The sequence below is a fragment of the Aeromonas sp. 2HA2 genome, from assembly GCF_029237345.1.
In the GTDB taxonomy this organism is placed as follows: Bacteria; Pseudomonadota; Gammaproteobacteria; order Enterobacterales; family Aeromonadaceae; genus Aeromonas; species Aeromonas salmonicida.
This window is the reverse complement of record NZ_JAACGB010000017.1, coordinates 50,224-73,554: the sequence shown is the minus strand read 5'-3', so window position 1 is coordinate 73,554 and position 23,331 is coordinate 50,224. Positions and strand designations below refer to the sequence as shown.

Here is a 23,331-nt window from a genome sequence, read left to right as displayed (position 1 = left end):
CATAATCAAATGGCGAGCACGCATGTCAGACCATAGTCGAGTACTGGATCACAATGCGACCGGCTCGCTCGCCCCTGCATATATTCGGCACCATCAAACCCTGTTGTACTCGGGCCCAGACGGCGGCATGACTCATACCACCAGCCTATCCCCCTGCCCTTGCGGCTGACTCAGGGAGCGGTACTGTGAGGGGGTCAGCCCGGTCTTTTGCTTGAACACCCGGCAAAAATAGTTCACATCGCTGTAACCACAGCGGCTCGCCACCTCTTCAAGGCGGAAGCGGTACTTTTTCAGCATGAATTTGGCCCTGTCGATCCGCACCCAGCTGATGTAATCGGCCAGGCGCATGTGGCCCTGCTCGCGAAACAGGTGGGAGAGATGGCTGGCCGAGACGTTGAAGCGGTGGGCGATGGAGTCGCGGGTGATGGGGCGGTGAAAGTTTTCCTGGATATAGATGCAGATGCCATGAAACAGGTCTGCCCCTCTTGGCCGCTCGGCGGCGGATTCCGCCAGCAGCTGGCGGGCACTGGTGAGCAACGCCTGCAACAGGTGGTTGTCGGTGGGGGAGCGGCCGGGATCCTCGGTCAGCACGTTGAGCGCCGCCAGTATGTGTTCGATCACATGACCGGCCCGCGCCATTATGCTGTGCTTTTGCACATCGAAAAAATCGGGGTCTTCCCGCCGCTTGCTCACCAGACTGAAACCTAGCTGGCGCTTGCCAAACAGCAGGCTCAACACCGAGCAGTCCGTGGTCCACAGTGGCTTGTTCCAGCCATTGGGCGGTATGTAGAGCGCCTGTCCCGGCAGTACGCTTATCTCCTTGCAGCCCAGCTCCTTGTCCCAGACCTGGTTGAGGTATTCGCCGCTGAACACCAGTTCGAGGCGGGGAAAGTTGACCTGATAGCTGAAACCGGGCGGCACCCCCTGATCCTGGGCAAACCAGATCTGCTCGAAAGGGGCCTGCTCATGAAGGGCGCCATCGAGCAGTTGGCTAAAGATAAGTGACATGCTGATCCTGATCAAATAGAGAGAGGCAAGCGGTTGCTGCGGCCACAACCGCCCATGTTATAGTCCGGCCCACAGCAGCAATGCCACCCTTTTCTTCACCCGACTTTCTTCACACTAAATGAGGCATCCCTTATGAGCAGTCGCGATCTGCCCTCTTTTTTGTTAATGCAAAATCCGATTCAAGGTTACGACTGGGGCAGCCATGACTCCCTCACCACACTGTTTGGCATCTCCAATCCGACGGGCAAACCCCAGGCCGAGCTGTGGATGGGCGCCCACCCCAACGGCTGCTCCGAGGTGACCCTGGCGGGCAGTACGCAGAAGCTCTCGGTGGTGATCGATGCCGCCCCGGCCGCCGTGCTGGGTGAGGCCACCGTCACCCGCTTCGGCAGCCTGCCGTTCCTGTTCAAGGTGCTGTGCGCCGAGAAGGCCCTCTCCATCCAGGTACACCCGAGCAAAGCCCAGGCCGAAGCGGGCTTTGCCAAAGAAGAAGCCGCTGGCATCCCCATCAAGGCGGGCAATCGCAACTACAAAGACCCCAATCACAAGCCGGAGCTGGTGTTTGCCCTCACCCCCTATCAGGCGATGAACGGCTTTCGTGCCATTCCCGCCATCCTGGCGCTGTTCGAGCGCATGGCGCTGCCAGTGCTGACCGACCTGGCCGAGGCGCTGCGCCAGTCACGGAATGAAACTGGCCTGCAGCACTTCTTCCACCAGCTGCTGATCCTCAGCGATGAGCGCAAAGATGAGGCACTGGCTGGCCTGCTAACCTACGCCAGCGCACATCAGGATGAAGAAACCTTTGCCCTCATCACCAACCTGGCCGCCCAGTACCCGGGGGACGTGGGACTCTTCTCGCCGCTCTTGCTCAACGTCGTGACCTTGCAGCCGGGTCAGGCCATGTTCCTCGATGCCTGCACCCCCCACGCCTATGTGCGCGGTACCGGCCTCGAGATCATGGCCAACTCTGACAATGTGCTGCGCGCCGGTCTCACCCCCAAATACATAGACGTGGCCGAGCTGCTGGATTGCACCCGCTGCCTGCCCAAGCCAGATGACCAGATCCTGCTGGCCCCCCGCGTAGAGGGTGCCGTACAGCACTTCGATGTGCCGGTGCCGGACTTCACCTTCAGCGTCTATCCGGCAGGCAAGCATCAGCTCACCACCGCCAGTGCCGAGATCCTGTTTGCCATCGATGGCACTGCGACGCTCAAGCAGGGCGACGAGATGCTGCGCCTCGAGAAGGGTCAGTCCGCTTTTATCCCTGCTGCCACCGGCCACTACCAGCTGCTGGCCGAAGGCCGGGTCGCCCGCGCCGGCAACCGCTGCTAAGGCGTGAACCCGGCACGGGTTCAATGACTGAATAAACGCACAAGGGCCATCACTGATGGCCCTTGTTGTTTTTCTTTGGAAATCATCTTCACCGTTAGCCTGCCCTGCATGACGTGTACCACCTGACTAATAAAAACCCCCACCTCCTTTGCGGGCTGTGGGGGTTGTACTTTTCTGCTTGATGACGATGACAACTGGCTTGGCTATCGGCCAGTGACAGGATCAGCGGCTACTCATCCAGTTCATCCGGTTGCCGTTCCCCTGCCCGTATCTGTTGCAGTTCATCGACTCTGGCTTGCCACTTGTCGTGGGCCTGCTTGAGCTCCTGTTGCTTGAACTCTTCACGCATGGTGTCGATCTTCTGGTCAAGTGTTTCCATCAGAATGTCTCCTTACATCATTGGGTTAGCATGACAAGGTTAAGACTGGCTGACGGCGCTATTGGCCAACCTGCTCACCTAGTCAGACACCCCGATCCCCATAACTGCCCAACGAAATAAACGATTGATTATCTCTAAACCAATCTAAAAAATGGGTGATAGCTTCTTATGAAGCCATGCAGCCCATGCTCCCCAAGCTGGCAGATGACCATTCTGCCCACCCAGATTGTGCTGCAATATCAAGGGTCTATGCATATACCCAAAGAGGCCAATCCTCTGCGACAGCTTGTGCCTGGCCTCCTTTCCTTGCCCCGGCTTGCCAATACAGACATAGACGGCAAAAGAAGATCCCCCTCCCCGGCAGCACTTTTGCCAAACGGCTCACATTCAAGAGACGGTTAAAGGGTTCAAAACCCCGTCCCAACCTCCCCTTTTGCAAGAGGGCGGAGCCGCAACGCCTCTTGCCCATCATTCCAGAGAAATAATCAAGTACTTGTTTTTAAACAGATTTAAATCCATTCAGCCCAGCTCTCACCTGACAATCAAAGTGCGAGCCTGCTCACAGGGCCGGGGCATTGACACAAAAATCCAGTAAAGGGCACATATATCCGATTTCGGTGACATAGCTTGGGCGAAACAATAGGCAGGTCAATCGTTTGCTCCATTCGTTACTCATATCACCAGGGCTCGCAGAGCCAGGAGACACCTATGCTCACCACCTTGATAGATGAAGGACTGATCTGCCTCGACATAGCGGCCAACGACAAGCAGGGATTGTTTGTCGAACTGGCCGCCCGGCTCAAAGCCTGCGGCAAGATAGGCAATCAGGATCAGTTCGTACGCGACCTCTGGGCACGGGAAAACCTCGACAACACGGGTTTTGAACAGGGGGTTGCCCTGCCCCACGCCAAAAGCGAAGCCGTGTTGCAGCCCGCCATCGTCATCGGCATCAGCCGGCAGGGGATCGACTACGGCGCCGAAGATGGGCTGGCCTCCAAACTGTTCTTCATGATTGCCTCCCCGGCGGGCGGCGCCAATCACCATATCGAGGTGCTGGCCGAGCTCTCCACCAAGCTGCTGGAGCCCGGCTTTATCCCCCGGATGCAAGCAGCCACCAGCAAGGCCGAAGTGCTGTCACTGCTGGCGGCCACGGCGCCTGCCAGCGTAGCCGGCAAGCAGCCGGTACGCGCCGAGGCAACAGCTCAACCGCGAATCCAAGCGCCCGAGCCCCAGGATCGCAGCATCAAGGCCCAGCTCAATACCCTCAAGCAGCACCTGCTGTTTGGCACCTCCCACATGATCCCCTTCATCGTCGCAGGGGGCGTGCTGCTGTCACTCTCGGTGATGATGAGCGGCAAGGGCGCCGTGCCCGAGGCAGGCGTGCTCAAGGACATGGCCGACATGGGGATAGCGGGGCTCACCCTCTTTACCGCCGTGCTCGGCGGCTACATTGCCTATTCAATGGCGGACAAACCGGGCCTGGCGCCCGGCATGATCGGCTCCTGGATAGCGGTGCAGCAGTTCCACACAGGTTTTCTCGGCGCCATCCTGGTGGGCTTTATCGCCGGCCTCATCGTCAATCAGCTCAAGCGAATAAAGCTACCGGACTCCATGAGTTCGCTCGGCTCCATCTTCATCTATCCGCTGATCGGTACCTTCCTGGTGTGCGGTATCGTCATGTGGGTGATAGGTGCGCCCATCGCCGCCATGATGGAGGGGATGAACCACTGGCTCTCCAGCATGGCGGGCTCCGGCAAGGTGATGCTGGGTGCCATCCTGGGTGGCATGACCGCCTTTGACATGGGCGGCCCGGTCAACAAGGTGGCGACCCTGTTCGCCCAGACCCAGGTCAACACCCAGCCCTGGCTGATGGGCGGGGTCGGTATCGCCATCTGCGTGCCACCGCTTGGCATGGCGCTGGCAACCCTGCTCTCGCCGCGTCGTTACAAGAAGGAAGAGCGTGAAGCGGGCAAGGCGGCCGCCATCATGGGCATGATAGGCATCAGCGAGGGGGCCATTCCCTTTGCTGCCGCCGACCCGGTGCGCGTCATTCCGGCAATCGTCGCGGGCGGCATCGTCGGCAACATCACAGGCTTCATGATGCACAGCATCAACCATGCCCCCTGGGGCGGCTGGATAGTGCTACCAGTGGTGGAAGGCAAGATGGGTTATATCCTGGGAACCGTGCTCGGCGCCCTGACCACGGCCCTTATCGTCAACCTGCTGAAAAAGCCGGTCACCGAGGATGAGACAGTGACAGCCGACGATAGCGGCTATCAGATCATCGAAGCGGAAGGGGAAGCGGACGTGCTCGCCATCACCGCCTGCCCGTCCGGCGTGGCCCACACCTTCCTCGCCGCCAAGAGCCTGCAAAAGGCGGCCGCCAAGGCAGGTATCAAGCTGAAAGTAGAGACCCAGGGCGCCAACGGCATCATCAACCGCATTAGCGCCAAGGACGTAGCCAACGCTCGCTGTGTCATCCTGGCCCACGATGTGGCCATCAAGAACCGGGAGCGCTTCGCCAATATCGAGGTTATCGATGTGAAGACCAGAGAGGCCATCCACAACCCGGAAGGGCTGCTGGCCCGCACCCTGGCAGGCAGCAAAGTGGCCTGACGAGGCCCCCTTATCTGGTGTGCAACAGGAGGGGCCGAGGGCCCCTCCGTTTATTTCAATCCCTACATTTTCAATGCAACGCAGGAGTGAAGCGCCAACCGCCATATCATCGCCCCCATCTGCAGAAGCGTGCATCAGCCTGACCAGGCAGGCCTCGCCTTGTATTGTGAGTCGCCCCCCCTCCAGATGCCGGGTGCCATCAACAAACAGGCCATTGGATGATCGGGAACCGATTATCACCACGCGCAGCTGTCCCTTTCGGGCTTCGCCCTTGACATGAGCAGTGAGCAATCAAGCCTCAAGGGGGTCGCATCCATGGCGCGGATGGATCACACTGGGCTGGCTAACAGGAATAAACTGACGGTGGTCAGGCTCTGTCTCTGCCTTGTGTTCACGCTGGCACACCCAGGCCCTGCAGACGCAGAAAGCCGGGCAATGAACAGCGCCACATTGCGTATCTTTACTGGAAAATGGAGTCTTCAGGATGAGAAATTGGATTCGTCTCGGTATTTTTACCCTGCTTTTGCACATAGGCGTATCACCGGCGTTCGCCCAACAGAGCGAGCCGGTTCAGGTAACGTCAGGCATCCAATACCAGTTGATTGCACGCTGGGATCAAGATCAGCTGAACAAGATCCTGACCCGTGACACACCGGCCTTTGCCGGCATCACTGTCTCGTATACACCCGCACGCAATGCCGTGCGCCTCTATCGCATCAGCTACCACTCCGTCATCCCCGAGATGGGCAACAAACCCACAGTGGCCTCTGGCCTGCTGGCTGTGCCTGACACCGGTGGCCAGGACTTTCCGACCGTCTCCTATCAGCACGGCACCGTCTATGGTCACAATGAGGTGCCCTCCTTTGCCGATCAGTCACCGGAAACCCAGTTGATGATCGCGCAGTTCGCGGGTCAGGGGTACCTGCTCATCGGTGCCGACTACTTTGGCCTCGGCACCTCGACCGAGCCTGAAGGCTATATGGTCAAGGGCAGCCATCAACAGGCCACATTTGATCTGCTGATGGCCAGCCGCGCCGTGCTCGCCCACATGCAGATCGTCAGCGACAAGCTGTTTCTGGCGGGCTGGTCACAGGGGGGCTTCGTGACCATGGCCTTCCTCGAGAAACTCGAAGCGGCCGGGGTCAAGGTCGACGGCGCCGCCACCGCCAGCGCACCGCTGGATGTATACGCCTTGATGCAGGGTTTTCTGGTCTACCCGCGCAAGTTCGATGCCGTCTGGCTCAACAGCATCATGATCCTCTCATCCTTTGCCTACGAGCATTACTACGGCATACCCGGGCTCGCCCGCTCCTTGCTGACCGACGAGTATTACGACATTGCCAAGAAGGCTTATGACAGAGAGCCCTTCAATCCGTCCGACATCACCACGGATCTGCACAAGCTGATCCGCCCTGCCTATTTCGACCCTCACTATTTTGCCAACTCGGCGTTCGGCAAGCTGATCGGCTCAGCACACGCCTACCGCTGGGTCATACAGTCGCCGGTACGCAACTACTACGGGGAAACCGATGAGGCAATCACACCGGGAGTCGGTCGCATGGCGATGATGTATGCCCAATCCATGGGATCGGGCAACCAGAACGTCGAGGCCATCTCGACCGGCCCGACCACCCATCGCGGCACCTTCGCCACCGCAGTCCCCCAGTGGAAAGCCTGGTTCGACAAGGTCGCGAAGCCGGAGTGACCTCGGCACCGACAGCACGTCCCCCCGGCAAAACGTCGGGGGGCAGGTGACAAGCACACCCTGCCCCGGTATCTGCATGGGTATTGGTTCTTGCTCTGCATCACAGACCTTGCTGCTCTCTTTGACCGCACCACCACAGCCCATCCCCCGATAACCGAAGCGGTTCACGTTTTTTTCATCTGAAAGGGAGTAGAGTAAGCAATCACCAAGTTGATGTTTTTATTGAAAAAGCCCCTACGGGTGATGGAATGGCTTGGTGCCCTTAACCCTCGGTGGAACGCCATGATGAAGAAAAATGCGATTGCCCTGACTCTGGCCAGCCTGTTGGCGCTGCCAGTGTTTATCCCCTCCGATGCCTGGGCGGCCCCTGTGCGCTCCCTGCAAAAGGAGCAAAATTACGATCAGTACATCAGCAAGCGCCAGGTGGTTGATCAACTGCTGGCGGATGCCTGGCAGGTCTTCAAGTCGCCGGCTCGCATCTCCACTGCCGGGTTCACCGCCAAGATGCCGAGCAACATGGAGCAGGTCACAGAACTGCTGCTGCAGGCCTATCAGCTCGAACCCTACCGCACCGACCTGTTGATCTCGGCAGCCAACGCCCAGATTTACAACGGCAACGTGGACAAGGCCATCACACTGTTCGAGCAGGGTCTCAGCACGGCGCCGGACGATCTGGATCTGAACACCTATCTCGCCACCTGGCAGCGATTCAAAGGCAATCAGGGCAAGGCTGATGACTATTTCAAGCGGGTGAGCGAGCTCAACAGCGGCCGCGCCGCCGATCTGAAACGCATCTTTGACACCATAGACAGAGTCAATGCCACTCCGCTCAAGGAGCGTCAGGGCCGGGAAAAGAAAAAGGGGCGGCAAGCCATCGTCACCCTGGGGTATGCCCTCAACCCGGATGGCAGCATGCACGAGATCCTGCTGGGCAGGCTGGAGACCACCCGCTCCCTGGCCCAGGCCAATCCGTCTGCGCTGATCATACTGACAGGTGGCGTGCCCCAGAACCGCCAGACCGAAGGCAAGCTGATGGCCGACTGGCTGGTAAAGAAAGGGGTAGATCGCTCGCGCATCATTGAGGAGAACTACGCCACCAGCACGGTGGAAAATGCCCTCTACAGCGGCTATGCCCTGGCCCGTCACCAGATCCAGTATGCGACCCTGGTGAGCTCGGCCAGCCACGTTCGCCGCGGCCAGACCCTGCTGGAGATCGCCTGCTGGCAGAGCGGTCCCGCCGGGATCCAGATAGACAGCGTCAGCTACCCGGACAAGCCGCTCTCGGCACTGGCCAAGGTGAGCGACAGCGAACTGCTCGGCATCTACCGCGATGCGCTGCGCACCTATGGCCTCTGGAGTTACCGCTCCGCCCCCCTGCTGGAGCGCTAATAGCCAGCACTCGGCCAGAAAATAAACATGCCCACTTCATGAGTGGGCATTGTTATTTGGTCCGCTCTCGCCCGGATGGCGACAGCTCACTATTATATTATTTATCATCCAAAGCAAGAAGCCGCCAGCGTGGCGAAAAGGCAACCAAAATACAGGCTGCAACAGCAGCCGCAGATAGCGGCTATCATCAAGTCGCCTATATTGAAAACTATATTGGCAACCTGGCAGACAAGGTAACTAAACCCAAAAAAAATAACCTAAGTTGTTGTTTAATTACACATTTTAAATTAATAGCGCAGGGGTGATAAAATTGAAAATAATGGTTCCGCACACAACAGTTACTATCTATATTCTTATTTAATGCCTTTCATTTACTTTTGATATAAACAACAGCAATATTTTCACACAATTAATCACTGCATTTCATCTTGTTCATTCGCTTACCATCCGCTTGTTCAGGCAATACGATGGAAACAAACGATGAAATACACGCTGATGATCTCTCTACTGGCACCCACCCTGTTGGCGGGCTGCGAACTGGAAAAGAAAGAGGAGCCTCCCTTCAAGGGGCAACATATCACCGCCGCTTATGACACAGGTGTCATCTGTCGCCAATTGCAGCAAGAGTGGCAGCAAGATGACATCGCCAGTCAGCTCAGTTGCCACTACCTGACAGTACCGCTGGATTACGACAAGGAGTGGGTCGATGTCAAACAGACCAAATGGGAGAAGCGCCCTGCGCCCACCACAGCAAGCTCCTTCCTCTCCGGCAACACGACTCGCTTCTCATCCCCTTCCTGGTCAGATAGCACAACCCGGTTCTCGACGCCCTCCTGGTCAAACGGCACCAACCTGGGTCAGGTCAAGCAGGAGACCCGCAAGGTCAAGGGTGACACTATCGATCTCTTCTATGTGCACTACCGCGCCAGCGGCGACTATCGCGGCACCCTCTTTTTCAACCCGGGCGGCCCCACCTCGGCCACCCCGGATCTTGGTACCCTGCTCGACATGCTGCGCAGTGCCGATCCTGACATTCTCAGACATTACGATATCGTCACCATGGACCCCAGAGGGGCTGGTTACAGTGCACTCGGACACGAGCTCAGAAGCTGCCTGCTAAAAGACAAAAACGGCGTCAAACCTGACATGACCCCAAGCGAGCTCGCCAGATTATTCATTGAACGGGACAAGGGCGCCCTGCCGGCACTGAACAATAGCGGCGATCACGGCAAGGCTCTCAGCAAACTGATACAGGAGCGCTGCGACGAGCCATTTCGTCGTTATGCACCCCATCTGGGCTCCCAGGCCATAGTGCAGGACATGGATCGCCTGCGCCAACACCTGGGGCATGACAAGATCACCCCCCTCACCTTCTCCTACGGCACCCGCCTCGCAGCTCTCTACGCCCAGCGCTACCCGAACCACGTGGCCGATGTGATCGTCGACTCTTCCATGTCTCCGAGCGAGGATCGCTATCCGGCCATCTTCCGGGAGGATGCCGCCAATGCGGGCCGAGTCTTCAACTGGCGCTTTGGCGCCCAGGCGCTGCAACGCAGCGTGGAGGTGACCCGGCAGGTGCGCGACAAGGGCCAGTATGTCGATAACCAAGGCAATACTCTGGATCACAAGCAGTGGGAGGCGGTCATGGGAGATGCGCTCACCGGGCAAGAGGGCTACGACCAGCTGGCGTTCTGGCTGCAGGACGATGCCAGCGAACTGCTGGCTCGTCTCGCCAAAGAGCAAGAGGGGAACAATCCCTACGAGGAGATCATGGGCGGTCCCTTCTTCTCCGCCATTCACTGCACCGACAACGGCCAATCTTACCGCTGGCAGGATCTGGATCCGGAAGATGCCAGCTTCCAGGGTGCGGGGACTTTTATGCTGGATAACAGCTTCCATGCCTGTGCAGATTGGCCCTATCCCCGCAAGCCAGTTCCCACTGTGGACGCCGGAGAGATTGCGCTCCCAGCTGGATCATTGGCACTGGTACTGGGGGCAGAGTATGACCCTATAACCCCTTTCAGCAATACGCGCCAGATGCAGGCCGCCTTTGGGCAGGTGGCCCGTCTGGTCAGAGTCGAGCAGAGCAACTTCCATGTTCAGCTGGGCAGTGTCCAATGTGCCAATCAGGCCCTCAGCACCCTGCTGCTGGGCGACAGGCAAACACTGGTGCGGGAGCAAAGCTGCAAGGCTGATTGAGCACTTGCCCTGACCCACAAAAAACCAAACAAGAAGCCCGCCGAATTGGCGGGCTTCTTTATTGATGGCACAAAGAGATCAGGCGGCGATCAACTGCTCCAGATCCTGGCGAGTGAGGCGCTTGGCATCGATTTTCACGTACACAGAGCGCTCTGCACTGGCCAGCATCACATCGCTCACCCCATCGCAGGCGCGGATCTTCTGCTCCAGCGCCGGACTCGCCTCCACACCTTCCGGCAGCACGATGCGCAGGCTGCTCACATAGGGGGGCTCCTGCATGGTCAGGCTCACACCGAGCCAGATAAGGGCCAGCAGGGCGCAGCAACCAAACACCAGTGCACCGCCTCCCAGGCTATAAAAGAGCCCGCCCAGGCTGCCACCGAGAGCCACGCCAATAAACTGGCTGGTGGAGTAGACCCCCATGGCGGTGCCCTTGTAACCGGGGGGGGACTCCTTGCTGATGAGGGATGGCAACAGCGCCTCCATTACGTTGAAACCGATAAAGAAGAGCTGCAACCCGGCGAGCAGGCCCCACAGCTGCAACCCGGCCTGCCACAGCACCACTTCGGCGATCAGCATCACCAGCACGCAGATCTGGAATACCCGCTTCATCTGGCGGTGCTTCTCGGCATAGATGATGAACGGCACCACGCTCACAAAGGCGACCAGCATGGTGAACAGATAGGCCTGCCACTGACTGTCGCGGGGCAGACCGGCCTGCTCCAGCAGTGGCGGCAACGCCACGAAGCTCGACATCAGCAGGGTATGGACGCACAAAATGCCGAGGTTGAGTTTGAGCAGGCGCGGGTTGGTGAGCACGGTGCGCATCCCTCCCCTGACCATGCTGGACTCGCGGTTGAGCAGATGACTGGTCGGGGTCGGCACCAGCCAGAGGGTGATGCCAATGCCCCCAAGGGCCAGCAAGGCTATCAGCCAGAACAGGCCGGAGAGCCCCAGCGCATGGGTAATCAGGGGGCCCGTCACCATGGCAATGGCGAAGGTGATGCCAAAGCTCACCCCGATAAAAGCCATCGCCTTGGTGCGGTTCTGCTCACGGGTGAGATCTGACAGCAGCGCCATGACGGCGGCCGAGATGGCACCGCTGCCCTGCAAGGCGCGGCCGAGGATGACGCCCCAGATGGAGTGAGTCAGTGCCGCGATCACGCTGCCCAACGCAAACATCAGCAGGCCGCCGACGATCAAGGGCTTTCTGCCGATGCGATCAGAGAGCAGGCCGAACGGGATCTGGAACAACGCCTGGGTCATGCCGTAGATGCCGATGGCCAGACCAATCAGGGCTTCGGAGGCGCCGGCCAGTGACATGCCATAGGTAGTCAGCACCGGCAGCACCATAAACATGCCGAGCATGCGCAAAGAGAAGACGGAGCCGAGCGCCCAGGTGGCGCGGCGCTCGCCCCTCGTCATGGTGAAATCATTCATGATGGCCTCGATAGGTCAAAGAGAGAGAAGAGAAAAGGGGCGGATGACAAGGCACGCCACACCCGAAAAAGCCGACAATGTGCCCCAGAGGGCGGGCCTCATAATAACAGAGCCGGGAAGGTTCCCGGCTCTGGATTTCATGCATTTAGGGGTGCAGTTCACACTATCAGGGCAGCATGCTCACCAGCACGGGCGCGGCGTCCGGCTGGAAGTCGACCGACATCATCACGCTCAGGCAAGTGAAGATGATGACGACGATGGAGAACATGTCCGCGTCAGGATCACGGCAGCATGCTCACCAATACCGGCGTCGCGTCCGGCTGGAAGTCCACCGACATCATCACACTCAGGCAAGTAATGGTGACGATGGAGAACATGAACAGCTTGCGCGCCCAGAGGGAGTCATCGACCGCCTGCTTGTAACCCGACAGCGCCATGCCCAGCCACCAGACGCTGACCGCAGTGGCCACGATCAGATACTTGTAACCGGCGTAGCCGCCGAGGAACAGCATCAGGGTCGGCACCATGAAGGCCAGGATGTAGAGGGTGATGTGGTGCTTGGCCACCGAAATGCCCTTCACCACCGGCAGTACCGGAATGTTGGCCGCCTGATAATCCTTGAAGCGGAAGATGGCAATCGCATAGGAGTGCGGCATCTGCCACAGGCTGAAGATCGCCAGCAGTATCAGGGCCCCCGAGTCGAACTGACCGCTCACGGCGCAGTAGCCGATGACGGGTGGCGCGGCACCCGAAAGGCTGCCAACCAGGGTGCCATAGACAGAATGGCGCTTCATGTAGAGGCTGTAGACCCCCACATAGACAATGAAGCCCAGCACCGCCAGCAAGGCGGCCAACGGATTGGCCGCCCAGTAGAGCAGTGCAATGCCCGCAACACCGAGCGCGCTCGCATACCAGAGCGAGACGCCGGGGGCGATAAGCCCCCTCACCAGAGCGCGGTTTTTGGTACGCTCCATGATGCAGTCGATGTCCCTGTCTATGTAGTTGTTGAACACACAACCGGAGGCCACCACCAGTGAGACACCGGCCATGGTCAGGATGAACAGGGGCACATCCAGGCTCCCCTTGGACGCCAGCAGGAATCCGCCGATAACCGAGATGAGGTTACCGAAGATGATGCCCGGCTTGGTCACTTGCAGGTATTGCTTCATCATCATTGCCAACCTGCTCAGTGAACCATCATGTTGATGTTGAGGTTGTACATGATCCACAGGGAACCCACGACCACGATGGCGATGATGAGCACGGTAAACACCAGTGCCACCAGGTTCCAGCGCTCCTCGGACGAGGTGTTCATGTGCAGGAAGTAAACCAGATGCACGAAGATCTGCACCACCGCCATGGCCACCACTGTGATCAGCATGGTCTGGTGGGTGAAGCCCCCGTCCATCACCATCCAGAACGGGATGGCGGTCAGTATGACTGACAGCACGAAGCCGATCAGATAGCTCTTGGCACTGCCGTGGCTGGCGCCATGATTGTCAACGCTATGAGTGCTCATTTACATTGCTCCCATCAGATAGACAACGGTAAACACGCAGATCCACACCACGTCCAGGAAGTGCCAGAACAGGCTCAGGCACATCAGACGGGAACGGGTGCGATCAGTCAGCCCCTTCTTGGCTACCAGCACCATCATGACGATCAGCCAGATGAGGCCGCTGGTCACGTGGATGCCGTGAGTGCCAACCAGGGTAAAGAAGGCGGAGAGGAAGGCACTGCGATCCGGGCCATAACCCTCGGCAATCAGGTGATGGAATTCGTAGATTTCCATCGCGATGAAGCCGGCGCCCAGCACAAAGGTCACCAGCAGCCAGCCATTGACGGCAGCGGCACGGCCCTTGTTCATGGCCAGCATGGCAAAGCCGAAGGTGATGCTGCTAAACAGCAGCAGCATGGTTTCGGCAAACACGAACGGCAGTTCGAAAATATCCTTGCCACTGGGGCCGCCGGCGGTGCCGTTGACCAGGACTGCATAGGTTGCAAACAGACATGCAAACAGGATGCAGTCACTCATCAGGTAGATCCAGAAACCGAATACCTTGTTGGCTCCGGCATCATGGTGCCCATGGTCATGGGCACCCTCGTGAGTGTGATGTAGAACGTCGGTCGCCATGGCGTCACGCCCCCTTGTTGATGTTGGCAAAATGCTGACCTTCGATCCGTTCGATCTCGTCAACCTGCACGTAGTAGTCCACATCATCGTTGAAGCTGTGGATGATCCAGGTGGCAATCATGGCGACGAAGGCGGCAATCGCCATCCACCAGATGTGCCAGATCATGGCAAAGCCGAACAGGGCACTGAAGCCTGCGATGATGACACCCGCCCCTGTGTTCCTGGGCATGTGGATCGGCGCATACTGCTTGGGCTGCTGATAGGCGGTGCCGTTTTGCTTGGCTTCCCAGAATGCATCCAGACCTGTGATGGTCGGCTCGATGGCGAAGTTGTAGAAGGGCGGCGGTGAAGAGGTCGCCCACTCCAGGGTACGGCCACCCCAGGGATCGCCAGTCAGATCGCGATTCTTCTCGCGGTCACGGATACTGACCACCACCTGGATCACCTGGCACAAGACGCCAATGGCAATAAGGCCGGCACCCACGGCGGCCACGACTAGCCAGGGGTGGAAGGCCGGATCCAGCTGCTGGCTGACCCGACGGGTCATGCCCATGAAGCCCAGCACGTAGAGCGGCATGAAGGCCACGAAGAAGCCGACAATCCAGAACCAGAAGGAGCGCTTGCCCCAGGTTTCGTCCAGGGTGAAGCCGAACGCCTTGGGGAACCAGTAGGTGATACCGGCGAAGCAGCCAAACACCACGCCGCCGATGATGACGTTGTGGAAGTGGGCGATCAGGAACAGGCTGTTATGCAGCACGAAGTTCGCAGCCGGTACTGACAGCAGTACCCCCGTCATGCCACCTATGGTGAAGGTGATGATGAACCCTATGGTCCATAGCATGGGCGAGGTGAACTCGATGCGACCACGGTACATGGTGAACAGCCAGTTGAAGATCTTCACCCCGGTCGGGATGGAGATGATCATGGTGGTGATGCCGAAGAAGGCATTCACGTTGGCGCCGGACCCCATGGTAAAGAAGTGGTGCAACCAGACGATGAAGGAGAGCACGGTAATGGCGATGGTCGCCCACACCAGCGAGGTGTAACCGAACAACTTCTTCTTGCAGAAGGTGGCCACCACTTCCGAGAAGATCCCGAACACTGGCAGTACCAGGATATATACCTCGGGATGGCCCCAGGCCCAGATGAGGTTGATGTACATCATCATGTTGCCACCCATATCATTGGTAAAGAAATGGGTGCCGAGATAACGGTCAGCGGTGAGCAGTGCCACAGTGACGGTCAGGATCGGGAAGGAAGCGATGATCAAAATGTTGGCGCACAAGGCAGTCCAGGTGAACACCGGCAGACGCATCATGGTCATGCCGGGGGCACGCATCTTGATGATGGTGGCGAAGAAGTTGACGCCGGTCAGCAAGGTACCCAGTCCCGAGATCTGCAGACTCCAGATCCAGTAATCCACCCCGACACCCGGGCTGTATTCCAGACCAGAGAGTGGCGGATACGCCAGCCAGCCGGTCTGGGCAAACTCGCCGACCGCCAGGGAGACGTTGATCAACACAACGGCGGCGGCGGTGAACCAGAAGCTGATGTTGTTGAGGAAGGGGAAGGCCACATCACGGGCACCGATCTGCAGCGGCACCACTATGTTCATCAGACCTATTACCAGCGGCATGGCCACGAAGAAGATCATGATGACACCGTGAGCGGTGAAGATCTGGTCGTAGTGGTGGGGTGGCAAAATGCCATCGCCACCGGCCGAGGCCATCACCTGCTGGGTACGCATCATCACCGCATCGGCAAAGCCGCGCAGCAGCATGATCATGCCGAGGATCAGATACATGACCCCCAGACGCTTGTGGTCGACCGAGGTGAACCACTCTTTCCACAGATACTGCCACTTGCCGAAATAGGTGATCAGCCCGGCAATGCCGAGGCCACCCAGAATGATACCGGCCACAGTCACCATGATGATGGGTTCATGGTACGGAATGGCATCGAGCGTTAATTTTCCAAACATCAGTTATTCCTCGGATCCCGCTTTCACAGAGTTGTCATCCGTCGGCATCGTCATATGCCCGGCATGATCCATTTGTGCGTCATGCGCCATGGCGTCATGGTTCATTGTTTGCTGATCCATGGTGGTGTGATCCATGGTCTCGCCGTGCGTCATCCCTTTATGCTCTCCGTGGCCCATGTCACCCATGAACTTGTTGATCAGGTTGACGAACAATGCCGGATCGGCGCTGGAGAAATACTCCACCGGATGGTATTCGGTCGGCTTGGCCAGCGCATCGAACTCCGCCATTGTGGTGAGCTGCTTGGGTGACTGTTTCACCTTGGCGACCCAGGCGTCGAAACCTGCCTGATCCTGCGTGGCGATGGCCTTGAACTTCATCCCGGAGAAACCAGCACCGCTATAGCTGCTGGAGATGCCGTCATATTTCCCGGCCTCATTGGCGATGAGATGCAGCTTGGTCTGCATACCGGCCATGGCATAAATTTGCCCGCCCAGTTTGGGAATGAAGAAGGAGTTCATGACGGTGTCAGACGTCACCCGGAAATTCACCGGCGTGTTGACCGGGAAGGCCAACTCATTGACCGAGGCAATCCCCAACTCCGGGTAGACAAACAACCATTTCCAGTCGAGGGAAATAACATCAACCAGGATCGGTTTGACCTCGGAATCGAGCGGCTTGTAAGGGTCCAGCTCGTGGGACGTTTTCCAGGTGATGGTCGCCAGAATGACGACGATAATGACGGGAACGGTCCAGACAACCGCTTCAATCTTGTTGGAGTGAGACCAATCCGGGGTATATTTGGCGTCGGTATTGGATGCCCTGTATTTACGGGCAAATACCACTGCCATAATAATCACAGGGATCACCACAATTAACATCAGCCCCAAGGCGGTTAATATCAGTGATTTCTGCTCCAGACCAATCTGCCCTTTGGGGTTCATCAACGCCATGTCGCAGCCGGTCAGCAAGCTGGCCGATGCGATCAACAGCAAAGCACCCAAGCCCCTCTTTAATTCAAAAGGTCTCATGCAGTGTCCTCATCATTCGCAGGCGTAAAGGTATAAAAAAAGCGCATCATTATATTGCATTGAGAATGGATGTAAACAAGGTGGGAAATTAATCTGCAAGTTGTTTTCTGTTTGGAGGTGACCTGTGATGTATGTTAATGCCTTGACAGCCGCCACTTTCACAAGTCTGTGCAATTATTCACCAGCACCATTGATTTCATTTCAATCAGAATTAGCTCAGCAAGTGAACAGCCAGCTTTAAACCCTTTACTTGATGCGGTTAAATGACTTTCCCTCTATTTACGTCAGCTGCAAGCGGCCCTGTTTTCAACAATGGAAATAACCACATAAAAAGCAGATATAAAGACTCTTACAGACCCTTAATTAATCAAAATACATTCCAGTTAATTCCATGCTCTTGGTGAGACTATCTCCTGAACATACCTGTCTCATGCATTTCATCGGGTCTGCTTCATCACAACCGTCATCATCTTGTTTAATAAGTTATTATCAAACCCATGGACTCCATCCGGATATGGCGTTAGGTTGCGCCCCTTCGTTGCCAAGCCAGTGACGAAACCGACCTATCCCATTCCCCATTTGACTCTTCATACCACAGGGATTGCCATGAGTATCACACGCAGAGACTTTCTCAACGGCGTAGCCATCACCATAGCGGCAGGCATCGCCCCCATCAATCTGTTGCAGGCGGCAGAGGGCGGCAAGGCGCTGGCCGACAAGACGCTTGCCTATCCGCCTGCCCTCACAGGGTTGCGAGGCAACCACCCAGGCTCCTTTGAACCGGCCCACAGCATAGCCCGCGACGGCAAGCAGTATGACTTCGCCAATGTTCCCCTCGAGGGGGAGTACGATCTGGTGATCGTCGGCGCCGGGATCAGCGGTCTGGCCGCCGCCTGCTTCTATCAACAGTTGCTCGGCGCGGATAAAAAGATCCTGCTGCTGGACAACCACGACGATTTTGGCGGCCACGCCAAGCGCAACGAGTTTACAACCCCCGATGGCCTGCGACTGGGTTACGGCGGCAGCGAATCCCTGCAATCGCCGCGCTCCGTCTACAGCCCCATCGCACTCGGCCTGCTCAAGACGCTCGAGGTGAACATCGACGAACTGGCCGCCGGCTTCCAGCAGACCTTCTATCCGGATCTGGGCCTGAGCCGCGGCGTCTACTTCGACGAGAAGCACTTTGGCGTCAACAAGGTGGTGAGCGGTGACCCTGGCCACAACGTGGCCGATGACATCCCCCGGGATCGCCTCAACGGCCGCCCCCTGGCCGAATTCATCGGTGACTTCCCGCTCGATGAGCACGACCGTGCAGCCTTGCTGGCCCTGCACGAAGAGAAGATCGACTACCTCAGTGGCATGAGCCGGGAGGAGAAAGATCTCTGGATGACCCGCAACAGCTACACCAGCTTCCTGCGAGACAAGGTGGGCCTGAGCGAGCGTGCAATCACTTACTTCCAGCAGCGCACCAACGACTTCCAGGCGGTCGGTATCGATGCCACCGCCTGCGCCGATGCGCGCCTCTGTGCCCTGCCTGGCTTTGGCGGCATGAACCTCACTCCTCTCGATGCCGAGGAGCAGGCGGAGCTGGACGATCCCTACATCTTCCACTTCCCGGATGGCAACGCCGGCCTCACCCGCCTGATGGTGCGCAAGCTGATCCCGCAGGTGGCGCCGGGCCACACCATGCAGGATGTGGTGCTGGCCAAGTTTGACTACGGCAAGCTCGATCTGCCGGAGCACAAGGTGCAACTACGCCTTGGCAGCACAGCGCTGCAGGCGAAGAACATCCGCCGCACCGATGGCAGCACTGGGGTGGATGTCACCTACATCAAGGAGGGCAAGCTCCATAGGGTGCGGGCCAAACAGTCAGTCATGGCTGGATACAACATGATGATCCCCTACATGGTGCCGGAGATGGCAGAGCCCCAGAAGGAGGCGCTGCGCCAGAACGCCAAGGCGCCGCTGGTCTACACCAAGGTGGTGATCAAGAACTGGCAATCCTTCGTCAAGCTGGGAGTGCACGAGGTCTACTCCCCCGCGGCGCCCTACAGCCGGGTCAAGCTGGACTACCCGGTCAACCTCGGCGGCTATGAGCATCCCAAGAATCCGGATCAGCCCATGTGCCTGCACATGGTCTATGTGCCGACCCTGCCGGGCAGCGGCCTGTCGGCTCGCGAACAGTCCCGCAAGGGACGCGCCATGATCCTCGGCATGCCGTTCGAGCAGCACGAACAGATGATCCGCGAACAACTGCAGGGAATGCTGGGCAGCGCCGGTTTCAACCATGAGCAGGACATCCTCGTCATCACGGTCAACCGCTGGTCCCACGGCTACTCCTACATCACCAATACCCTGTTTGATGACGAAGCGCAGTGCGAAAAATGGATTGAGCTGGGTCGTCAGCCTATCGGCAACATCACTATCGCCAACTCCGACTCGGACTGGAGCCCCTACGCCCACTCCGCCATCGATCAGGCCTGGCGCGCGGTCAACGAGCTGGTCGCCATGCAAAAAGGAGGTGCCCAATGATCCGCACCCTGTCACTGACCGCCACCGCCCTGCTGGCAGCCATGGCGGCCCAACCCGCACAGGCAGGCTCCGCCATGTCGGCGGGCGAGTATATTTCCAAGCTGGGGGATTGCGCCGCCTGCCACACCAGCGAGGCCAGTGCCCCGCTTGCCGGTGGCAAGGGCTTCCCGACCCCCATAGGCACAGTGTTCGCCACCAACATCACCCCTGACAAGACCCACGGCATCGGCAACTACAGCCTGCCGGAGTTCATCAAGGTGATGCGCGAAGGGGTGGCCCGGGATGGTCATCGGCTCTATCCGGCCATGCCCTACACTGCCTACGCCAAGATGAGCGATAAGGATCTTGAAAATCTCTATCACTACCTGATGAAGGAGGTTCCCCCGCTGGCGGTGGCCAACAAGGATAGCGACATCCCCTGGCCGCTCAATATGCGCTGGCCGCTGATGGGCTGGAACTGGCTCTATCACGATGACAGTCGCTTCACCCCGGTAGCGGGCAAGAGCGAGCAGTGGAATCGTGGCGCCTATCTGGTGCAGGGTGCCGGTCACTGTGGCAGCTGCCACACCCCGCGCGGGCTCGGCATGCAGGAAAAGGCCCTGACCGAGGCAGACCCCCTCTATCTGAGCGGTGCAACGCTCGATGGCTGGTATGCCCCCAATATCCGCGGTGCCCGGTACGACAAGCAGGCGATCATCGATTTGCTGAAAACCGGCCTCAGCCAGCATCAGGCCGTTTCTGGCCCCATGGCGGAAGTGATCACTCACAGCAGTCAGTACTTCAGCGACGCCGATCTGGCCAGCATCGCCACCTATCTCACCGAGCTCAGTGACGACACGCCGGTGAGCAAGGGCAACCGGGCCTACGCCAGCGCGGGCGGCAAGGCAGACTACGCCATGTACTGCTCGACCTGTCACGGGGTCAACGGTGAGGGCAATGACCACGTCATTCCTTCACTGGTGGGTAACCAGACTGTGCTGGCCGATGACCCCTCCAGCCTGCTCAACGTGCTGCTGCACGGCGCCGAGACCCCGATCACCCAGGGCCATCTCGGCTACCACATGCCGGGTTATGGCTGGACCCTCAACGACGAGCAGATGGCCGAGCTGGCCAATACGCTGCGCGCCTCCTGGGGCAATGAAGGAGCCGCCATCAAACCGGCAGCCGTCAAGGCCCAGCGCGAGCTGCACGAGTAGCACGACTGCTGACCTTAGCCATAAAAAACGGGCCTCCCATGGAGGCCCGTTTGCTGTGTGCCATCAGGGCGTCAGCCCTTGCGGGACTTGGGACCTTGGGTGGACACAACTGACTGGTGGTAATCGGCGTAAGGGAAGATATTGCGAAAACGCTGGGCGACTGGCTCAGGGATCGAACGGGAGAAGACCAGCTTGACCCCATGCCCGTCCCGCTGACCCAGGATGCGGCCCCGCACGGGATCGTGGTGCAGGATCTGCCGGGCCTGGGCCAAAAACGCGGGGGATACCTTGCCCCGCTTGACCACCACCTTGTCCGCTTGCAACCGGATCTCGAACAGGGCTCCCCGCCCCAGCGTCATCAACCACCCGATCAGGGCAATTGCCACCAACAAGGATAACCAGGCCATCTCTTCCCTCCTAACGACTCAGTGTCAGCACGTCACTCCAGGCTATTTCCACCCACGCTGACGTCTTGCTGTCAGACAGTATAAGCGGCCCCATTGCCGGAATGTTTGGTGCGGATCACAGCCGTCGACTCACCTTGCGTTCAGTCACCCTATACAGGTCAGCAATCCTTGCCCCAGGCCACCAGGGTGTCGCGATAGAGCGCCAGCAGCGCCTGATCCCGCACCGCCACCCCCACATGCTGGGCACGATAGTCGGCCCAGCCGTCATGAGGGTGGGATTTGTCATCGAACTTTTGCAGGGTATGACCAATGGCGGGGCCACTGTTGATCACCCGCACAGGCCCCTTTCTCAGGGTGAACAGAGTCGGATCGATCACGTAGGCGATGGCGGAGGGATCATGTACGTGGCAACCATCCAGGCCGATGCGCTCCGAGTAGAAGCGCAGATAGAAACGGCTGACCTCCCACAGGAAGCGGCCCGGCTCGCCCGCCTCATCGCGCAGCGCATCCAGATAACCACTGCTGAAGAAGCTCTGCTGGGTCACATCCAGCCCTATGATCACCACGGGCCAGTTGGCGGTAAACACCCGGTCGGCGGCATCGGGATCGTCGTGGATATTGGCCTCGGCATAGGGGGTGACGTTGCCGCGATGACCGTTGACGCCAAAGGCGCCGCCCATCACCACCACCTGCTTCACCAACCCGGTGATCTCCGGCGCCTCCTGCAGCGCGAGCGCCAGGTTGGTGAGCGGCCCTATGGTGACCAGGGTGATCTCGCCGGGGGCGGCTTTCACCGCGTCGACTATGTATTGCCAGGCCGGGCGGGCATCCGGGGTGAGGTTCACCTCCCCGGCCTCGACATCGCCGAAACCACTCGGGCCGTGCACGACAGTGGTCGGCCCCACGGGATCGCGCAGCAGCGGCGCGGCCGCGCCCTGGGCAACATCTGCTTTCATCCCGTACTTCTGCTTGAGCCAGAGTGCATTGCGGGTGCCATTGTCGATGGTGGCGTTGCCAAAGACGGTGGTGATGGCGATGAGATCGATGGCGGGGTGCGCCTCGGCAAACAGAATTGCCATGGCGTCGTCGATACCCGGGTCGGTATCCAGAATGATTTTGTGGCTCATAGGGCCTCCAGACAACAACGGAGCTGCCAGTGTAACGACACCCTGCCCGTTTAACAGCGCTGTGATCACACCCTGACGATTGCCTTCCCCCGGAGCGGGTCGAGTGGCGTCTTCTTGAGCAGAACGGGTGGCAGAGACAGGCCGGTAACCTGACAGCCGGCCTGCGCAGCGAAAGAGTGCTGAAATAGTGGGCAACCGGACGGCCGCGGATAGCTGCCACCTTGTGAGCCGCCGTGCGGAATGGTATCACTTGGCCTCATTGACCACTTCTCTCATCCATCTGCCGAGGCGCCATTGTGATCACCCTGATTAAAGAGTCGGACCAGCTGAAGATGCCCTGGAAGAACAAGCAGGGCACCACAGCCCAGATCCTCATCTCTCCCAAGGGGGCGACTCTGGACAAACTCGACTTTGACTACCGGCTGAGCTCGGCCCCCATCAAGGAAGCCGGTGTATTCTCCCGGTTCCCGGGTTATCAGCGCATCCTGCTGCCCGTCAGCGGCGCCGGCTTCGTGCTCAACGGCCATCCTTACGCCACCCTTGAAGCGGCCCATTTCAGCGGGGATGACGAGACCCACTGCGCCTTGCTGAAAAAAGAGGTGACGGATCTGGGGCTCATCTACGACCCTGCGCGCATCAGCGCCAACGTACGGGTGCTCAATCTGCCGTTTCCCCTCACCTTGACTCTGGAGGCCGACAAAATCTATCTTTGCCATCTGCTGAGCGGTCAGCTCACTGTGCAGGATCGGGCCTTGGCGATCAACGAGACCCTGGTGGTGACCGGTGAGGAGAGCATACGGCTGGAGTGCCAGAAGAAAACCGCCATCGCCTTCTTTACCCTGCAAGCCAGCTAAGGG

At 58.7% G+C, this 23,331-nt stretch carries 18 protein-coding genes and 1 pseudogene; 8 read left to right on the top strand and 11 right to left on the bottom strand.

The window, feature by feature from the left end:
• Nucleotides 1-132 precede the first annotated feature (132 nt).
• Nucleotides 133-1,008 carry an AraC family transcriptional regulator gene (locus tag GWQ29_RS18795; protein WP_275907336.1) on the bottom strand — a complete coding sequence of 292 codons (876 nt, stop codon included), beginning with the start codon at nt 1,006-1,008 and terminating at the stop codon, nt 133-135.
• 132 nt (nt 1,009-1,140) lie between these two features.
• On the opposite strand from GWQ29_RS18795, the gene manA reads away from it, so the two are divergent.
• The gene (manA, locus tag GWQ29_RS18790) at nt 1,141-2,340 is read left to right on the top strand and encodes a mannose-6-phosphate isomerase, class I (RefSeq protein ID WP_275920059.1); all 1,200 of its coding nucleotides are present in this window, start codon (nt 1,141-1,143) and stop codon (nt 2,338-2,340) included.
• Nucleotides 2,341-2,569: 229 nt separating this feature from the next.
• On the opposite strand, the gene GWQ29_RS18785 is transcribed toward manA, so the two are convergent.
• Nucleotides 2,570-2,719: a hypothetical protein gene (locus GWQ29_RS18785; RefSeq protein ID WP_021138017.1), complete on the bottom strand. Its 150-nt coding sequence runs from the start codon at nt 2,717-2,719 to the stop codon at nt 2,570-2,572.
• 708 nt (nt 2,720-3,427) lie between these two features.
• Here GWQ29_RS18785 and GWQ29_RS18780 point away from each other — a divergent pair.
• The 4 genes from GWQ29_RS18780 (at nt 3,428) to GWQ29_RS18765 (ending at nt 10,628) form a co-directional block, all read left to right on the top strand.
• Entirely contained in the window at nt 3,428-5,335 is a 1,908-nt protein-coding gene (locus tag GWQ29_RS18780) for a PTS fructose transporter subunit EIIC (protein WP_275920058.1), read from the top strand.
• A gap of 484 nt (nt 5,336-5,819) precedes the next feature.
• Nucleotides 5,820-7,040: an alpha/beta hydrolase gene (locus GWQ29_RS18775; RefSeq protein ID WP_275920057.1), complete on the top strand. Its 1,221-nt coding sequence runs from the start codon at nt 5,820-5,822 to the stop codon at nt 7,038-7,040.
• A gap of 285 nt (nt 7,041-7,325) precedes the next feature.
• Complete coding sequence (locus GWQ29_RS18770; RefSeq protein WP_096118830.1) at nt 7,326-8,429, top strand: YdcF family protein; 1,104 nt, start codon at nt 7,326-7,328, stop codon at nt 8,427-8,429.
• Nucleotides 8,430-8,909: 480 nt separating this feature from the next.
• Entirely contained in the window at nt 8,910-10,628 is a 1,719-nt protein-coding gene (locus tag GWQ29_RS18765) for an alpha/beta fold hydrolase (protein WP_275920056.1), read from the top strand.
• Between the two features lie 78 nt (nt 10,629-10,706).
• Here GWQ29_RS18765 and GWQ29_RS18760 read toward each other — a convergent pair whose 3' ends face one another.
• The 7 genes and pseudogenes from GWQ29_RS18760 to cyoA all read right to left on the bottom strand — a co-directional run bounded on the left by GWQ29_RS18760 (nt 10,707) and on the right by cyoA (nt 17,212).
• A complete protein-coding gene (locus GWQ29_RS18760; protein ID WP_058394266.1) occupies nt 10,707-12,068 on the bottom strand; it encodes an MFS transporter in 1,362 nt (453 codons plus the stop codon).
• Nucleotides 12,069-12,234: 166 nt separating this feature from the next.
• Nucleotides 12,235-12,336, bottom strand: a pseudogene (locus GWQ29_RS18755) (protoheme IX farnesyltransferase); the annotation flags it as partial.
• 13 nt (nt 12,337-12,349) lie between these two features.
• A complete protein-coding gene (cyoE, locus tag GWQ29_RS18750; protein WP_219597586.1) occupies nt 12,350-13,243 on the bottom strand; it encodes a heme o synthase in 894 nt (297 codons plus the stop codon).
• An 11-nt stretch (nt 13,244-13,254) separates the two neighbouring features.
• Nucleotides 13,255-13,587, bottom strand: a complete 333-nt coding sequence (locus tag GWQ29_RS18745) for a cytochrome o ubiquinol oxidase subunit IV (RefSeq protein WP_005312705.1) — start codon at nt 13,585-13,587, stop codon at nt 13,255-13,257.
• Entirely contained in the window at nt 13,588-14,202 is a 615-nt protein-coding gene (locus tag GWQ29_RS18740; RefSeq protein WP_005312702.1) for a cytochrome o ubiquinol oxidase subunit III, read from the bottom strand.
• Between the two features lie 4 nt (nt 14,203-14,206).
• The gene (gene cyoB, locus GWQ29_RS18735; protein ID WP_113720184.1) at nt 14,207-16,183 is read right to left on the bottom strand and encodes a cytochrome o ubiquinol oxidase subunit I; all 1,977 of its coding nucleotides are present in this window, start codon (nt 16,181-16,183) and stop codon (nt 14,207-14,209) included.
• Between the two features lie 3 nt (nt 16,184-16,186).
• Entirely contained in the window at nt 16,187-17,212 is a 1,026-nt protein-coding gene (gene cyoA, locus GWQ29_RS18730; RefSeq protein WP_080937866.1) for a cytochrome o ubiquinol oxidase subunit II, read from the bottom strand.
• Between the two features lie 606 nt (nt 17,213-17,818).
• Here cyoA and GWQ29_RS18725 point away from each other — a divergent pair.
• Both GWQ29_RS18725 and GWQ29_RS18720 read left to right on the top strand, forming a co-directional pair.
• Nucleotides 17,819-19,744 (top strand): NAD(P)/FAD-dependent oxidoreductase, encoded by a 1,926-nt coding sequence (locus GWQ29_RS18725; protein ID WP_275920055.1) that lies wholly within the window; start codon nt 17,819-17,821, stop codon nt 19,742-19,744.
• On the top strand, nt 19,741-20,940 hold the full coding sequence (locus tag GWQ29_RS18720) for a cytochrome c (RefSeq protein ID WP_275920054.1): 1,200 nt from the start codon (nt 19,741-19,743) through the stop codon (nt 20,938-20,940). Before GWQ29_RS18725 ends, GWQ29_RS18720 begins: the two co-directional genes overlap by 4 nt.
• Nucleotides 20,941-21,011: 71 nt before the next feature.
• Here GWQ29_RS18720 and GWQ29_RS18715 read toward each other — a convergent pair whose 3' ends face one another.
• A complete protein-coding gene (locus GWQ29_RS18715; protein ID WP_275920053.1) occupies nt 21,012-21,347 on the bottom strand; it encodes a DUF3634 family protein in 336 nt (111 codons plus the stop codon).
• 158 nt (nt 21,348-21,505) lie between these two features.
• Entirely contained in the window at nt 21,506-22,474 is a 969-nt protein-coding gene (locus tag GWQ29_RS18710) for a nucleoside hydrolase (protein ID WP_169046505.1), read from the bottom strand.
• A 296-nt stretch (nt 22,475-22,770) separates the two neighbouring features.
• On the opposite strand from GWQ29_RS18710, the gene GWQ29_RS18705 reads away from it, so the two are divergent.
• Entirely contained in the window at nt 22,771-23,328 is a 558-nt protein-coding gene (locus tag GWQ29_RS18705; protein WP_169046506.1) for a HutD family protein, read from the top strand.
• Nucleotides 23,329-23,331 lie beyond the last annotated feature (3 nt).

Excerpts from the sequence above, each read along its gene's own strand:
- GWQ29_RS18795 (WP_275907336.1), bottom strand. The coding sequence starts at position 1,008 with ATGTCACTTATCTTTAGCCAACTGCTCGATGGCGCCCTTCATGAGCAG.
- manA (WP_275920059.1), top strand. The coding sequence starts at position 1,141 with ATGAGCAGTCGCGATCTGCCCTCTTTTTTGTTAATGCAAAATCCGATT.
- GWQ29_RS18785 (WP_021138017.1), bottom strand. The coding sequence starts at position 2,719 with ATGGAAACACTTGACCAGAAGATCGACACCATGCGTGAAGAGTTCAAG.
- GWQ29_RS18780 (WP_275920058.1), top strand. The coding sequence starts at position 3,428 with ATGCTCACCACCTTGATAGATGAAGGACTGATCTGCCTCGACATAGCG.
- GWQ29_RS18775 (WP_275920057.1), top strand. The coding sequence starts at position 5,820 with ATGAGAAATTGGATTCGTCTCGGTATTTTTACCCTGCTTTTGCACATA.
- GWQ29_RS18770 (WP_096118830.1), top strand. The coding sequence starts at position 7,326 with ATGAAGAAAAATGCGATTGCCCTGACTCTGGCCAGCCTGTTGGCGCTG.
- GWQ29_RS18765 (WP_275920056.1), top strand. The coding sequence starts at position 8,910 with ATGAAATACACGCTGATGATCTCTCTACTGGCACCCACCCTGTTGGCG.
- GWQ29_RS18760 (WP_058394266.1), bottom strand. The coding sequence starts at position 12,068 with ATGAATGATTTCACCATGACGAGGGGCGAGCGCCGCGCCACCTGGGCG.
- cyoE (WP_219597586.1), bottom strand. The coding sequence starts at position 13,243 with ATGATGATGAAGCAATACCTGCAAGTGACCAAGCCGGGCATCATCTTC.
- GWQ29_RS18745 (WP_005312705.1), bottom strand. The coding sequence starts at position 13,587 with ATGAGCACTCATAGCGTTGACAATCATGGCGCCAGCCACGGCAGTGCC.
- GWQ29_RS18740 (WP_005312702.1), bottom strand. The coding sequence starts at position 14,202 with ATGGCGACCGACGTTCTACATCACACTCACGAGGGTGCCCATGACCAT.
- cyoB (WP_113720184.1), bottom strand. The coding sequence starts at position 16,183 with ATGTTTGGAAAATTAACGCTCGATGCCATTCCGTACCATGAACCCATC.
- cyoA (WP_080937866.1), bottom strand. The coding sequence starts at position 17,212 with ATGAGACCTTTTGAATTAAAGAGGGGCTTGGGTGCTTTGCTGTTGATC.
- GWQ29_RS18725 (WP_275920055.1), top strand. The coding sequence starts at position 17,819 with ATGAGTATCACACGCAGAGACTTTCTCAACGGCGTAGCCATCACCATA.
- GWQ29_RS18720 (WP_275920054.1), top strand. The coding sequence starts at position 19,741 with ATGATCCGCACCCTGTCACTGACCGCCACCGCCCTGCTGGCAGCCATG.
- GWQ29_RS18715 (WP_275920053.1), bottom strand. The coding sequence starts at position 21,347 with ATGGCCTGGTTATCCTTGTTGGTGGCAATTGCCCTGATCGGGTGGTTG.
- GWQ29_RS18710 (WP_169046505.1), bottom strand. The coding sequence starts at position 22,474 with ATGAGCCACAAAATCATTCTGGATACCGACCCGGGTATCGACGACGCC.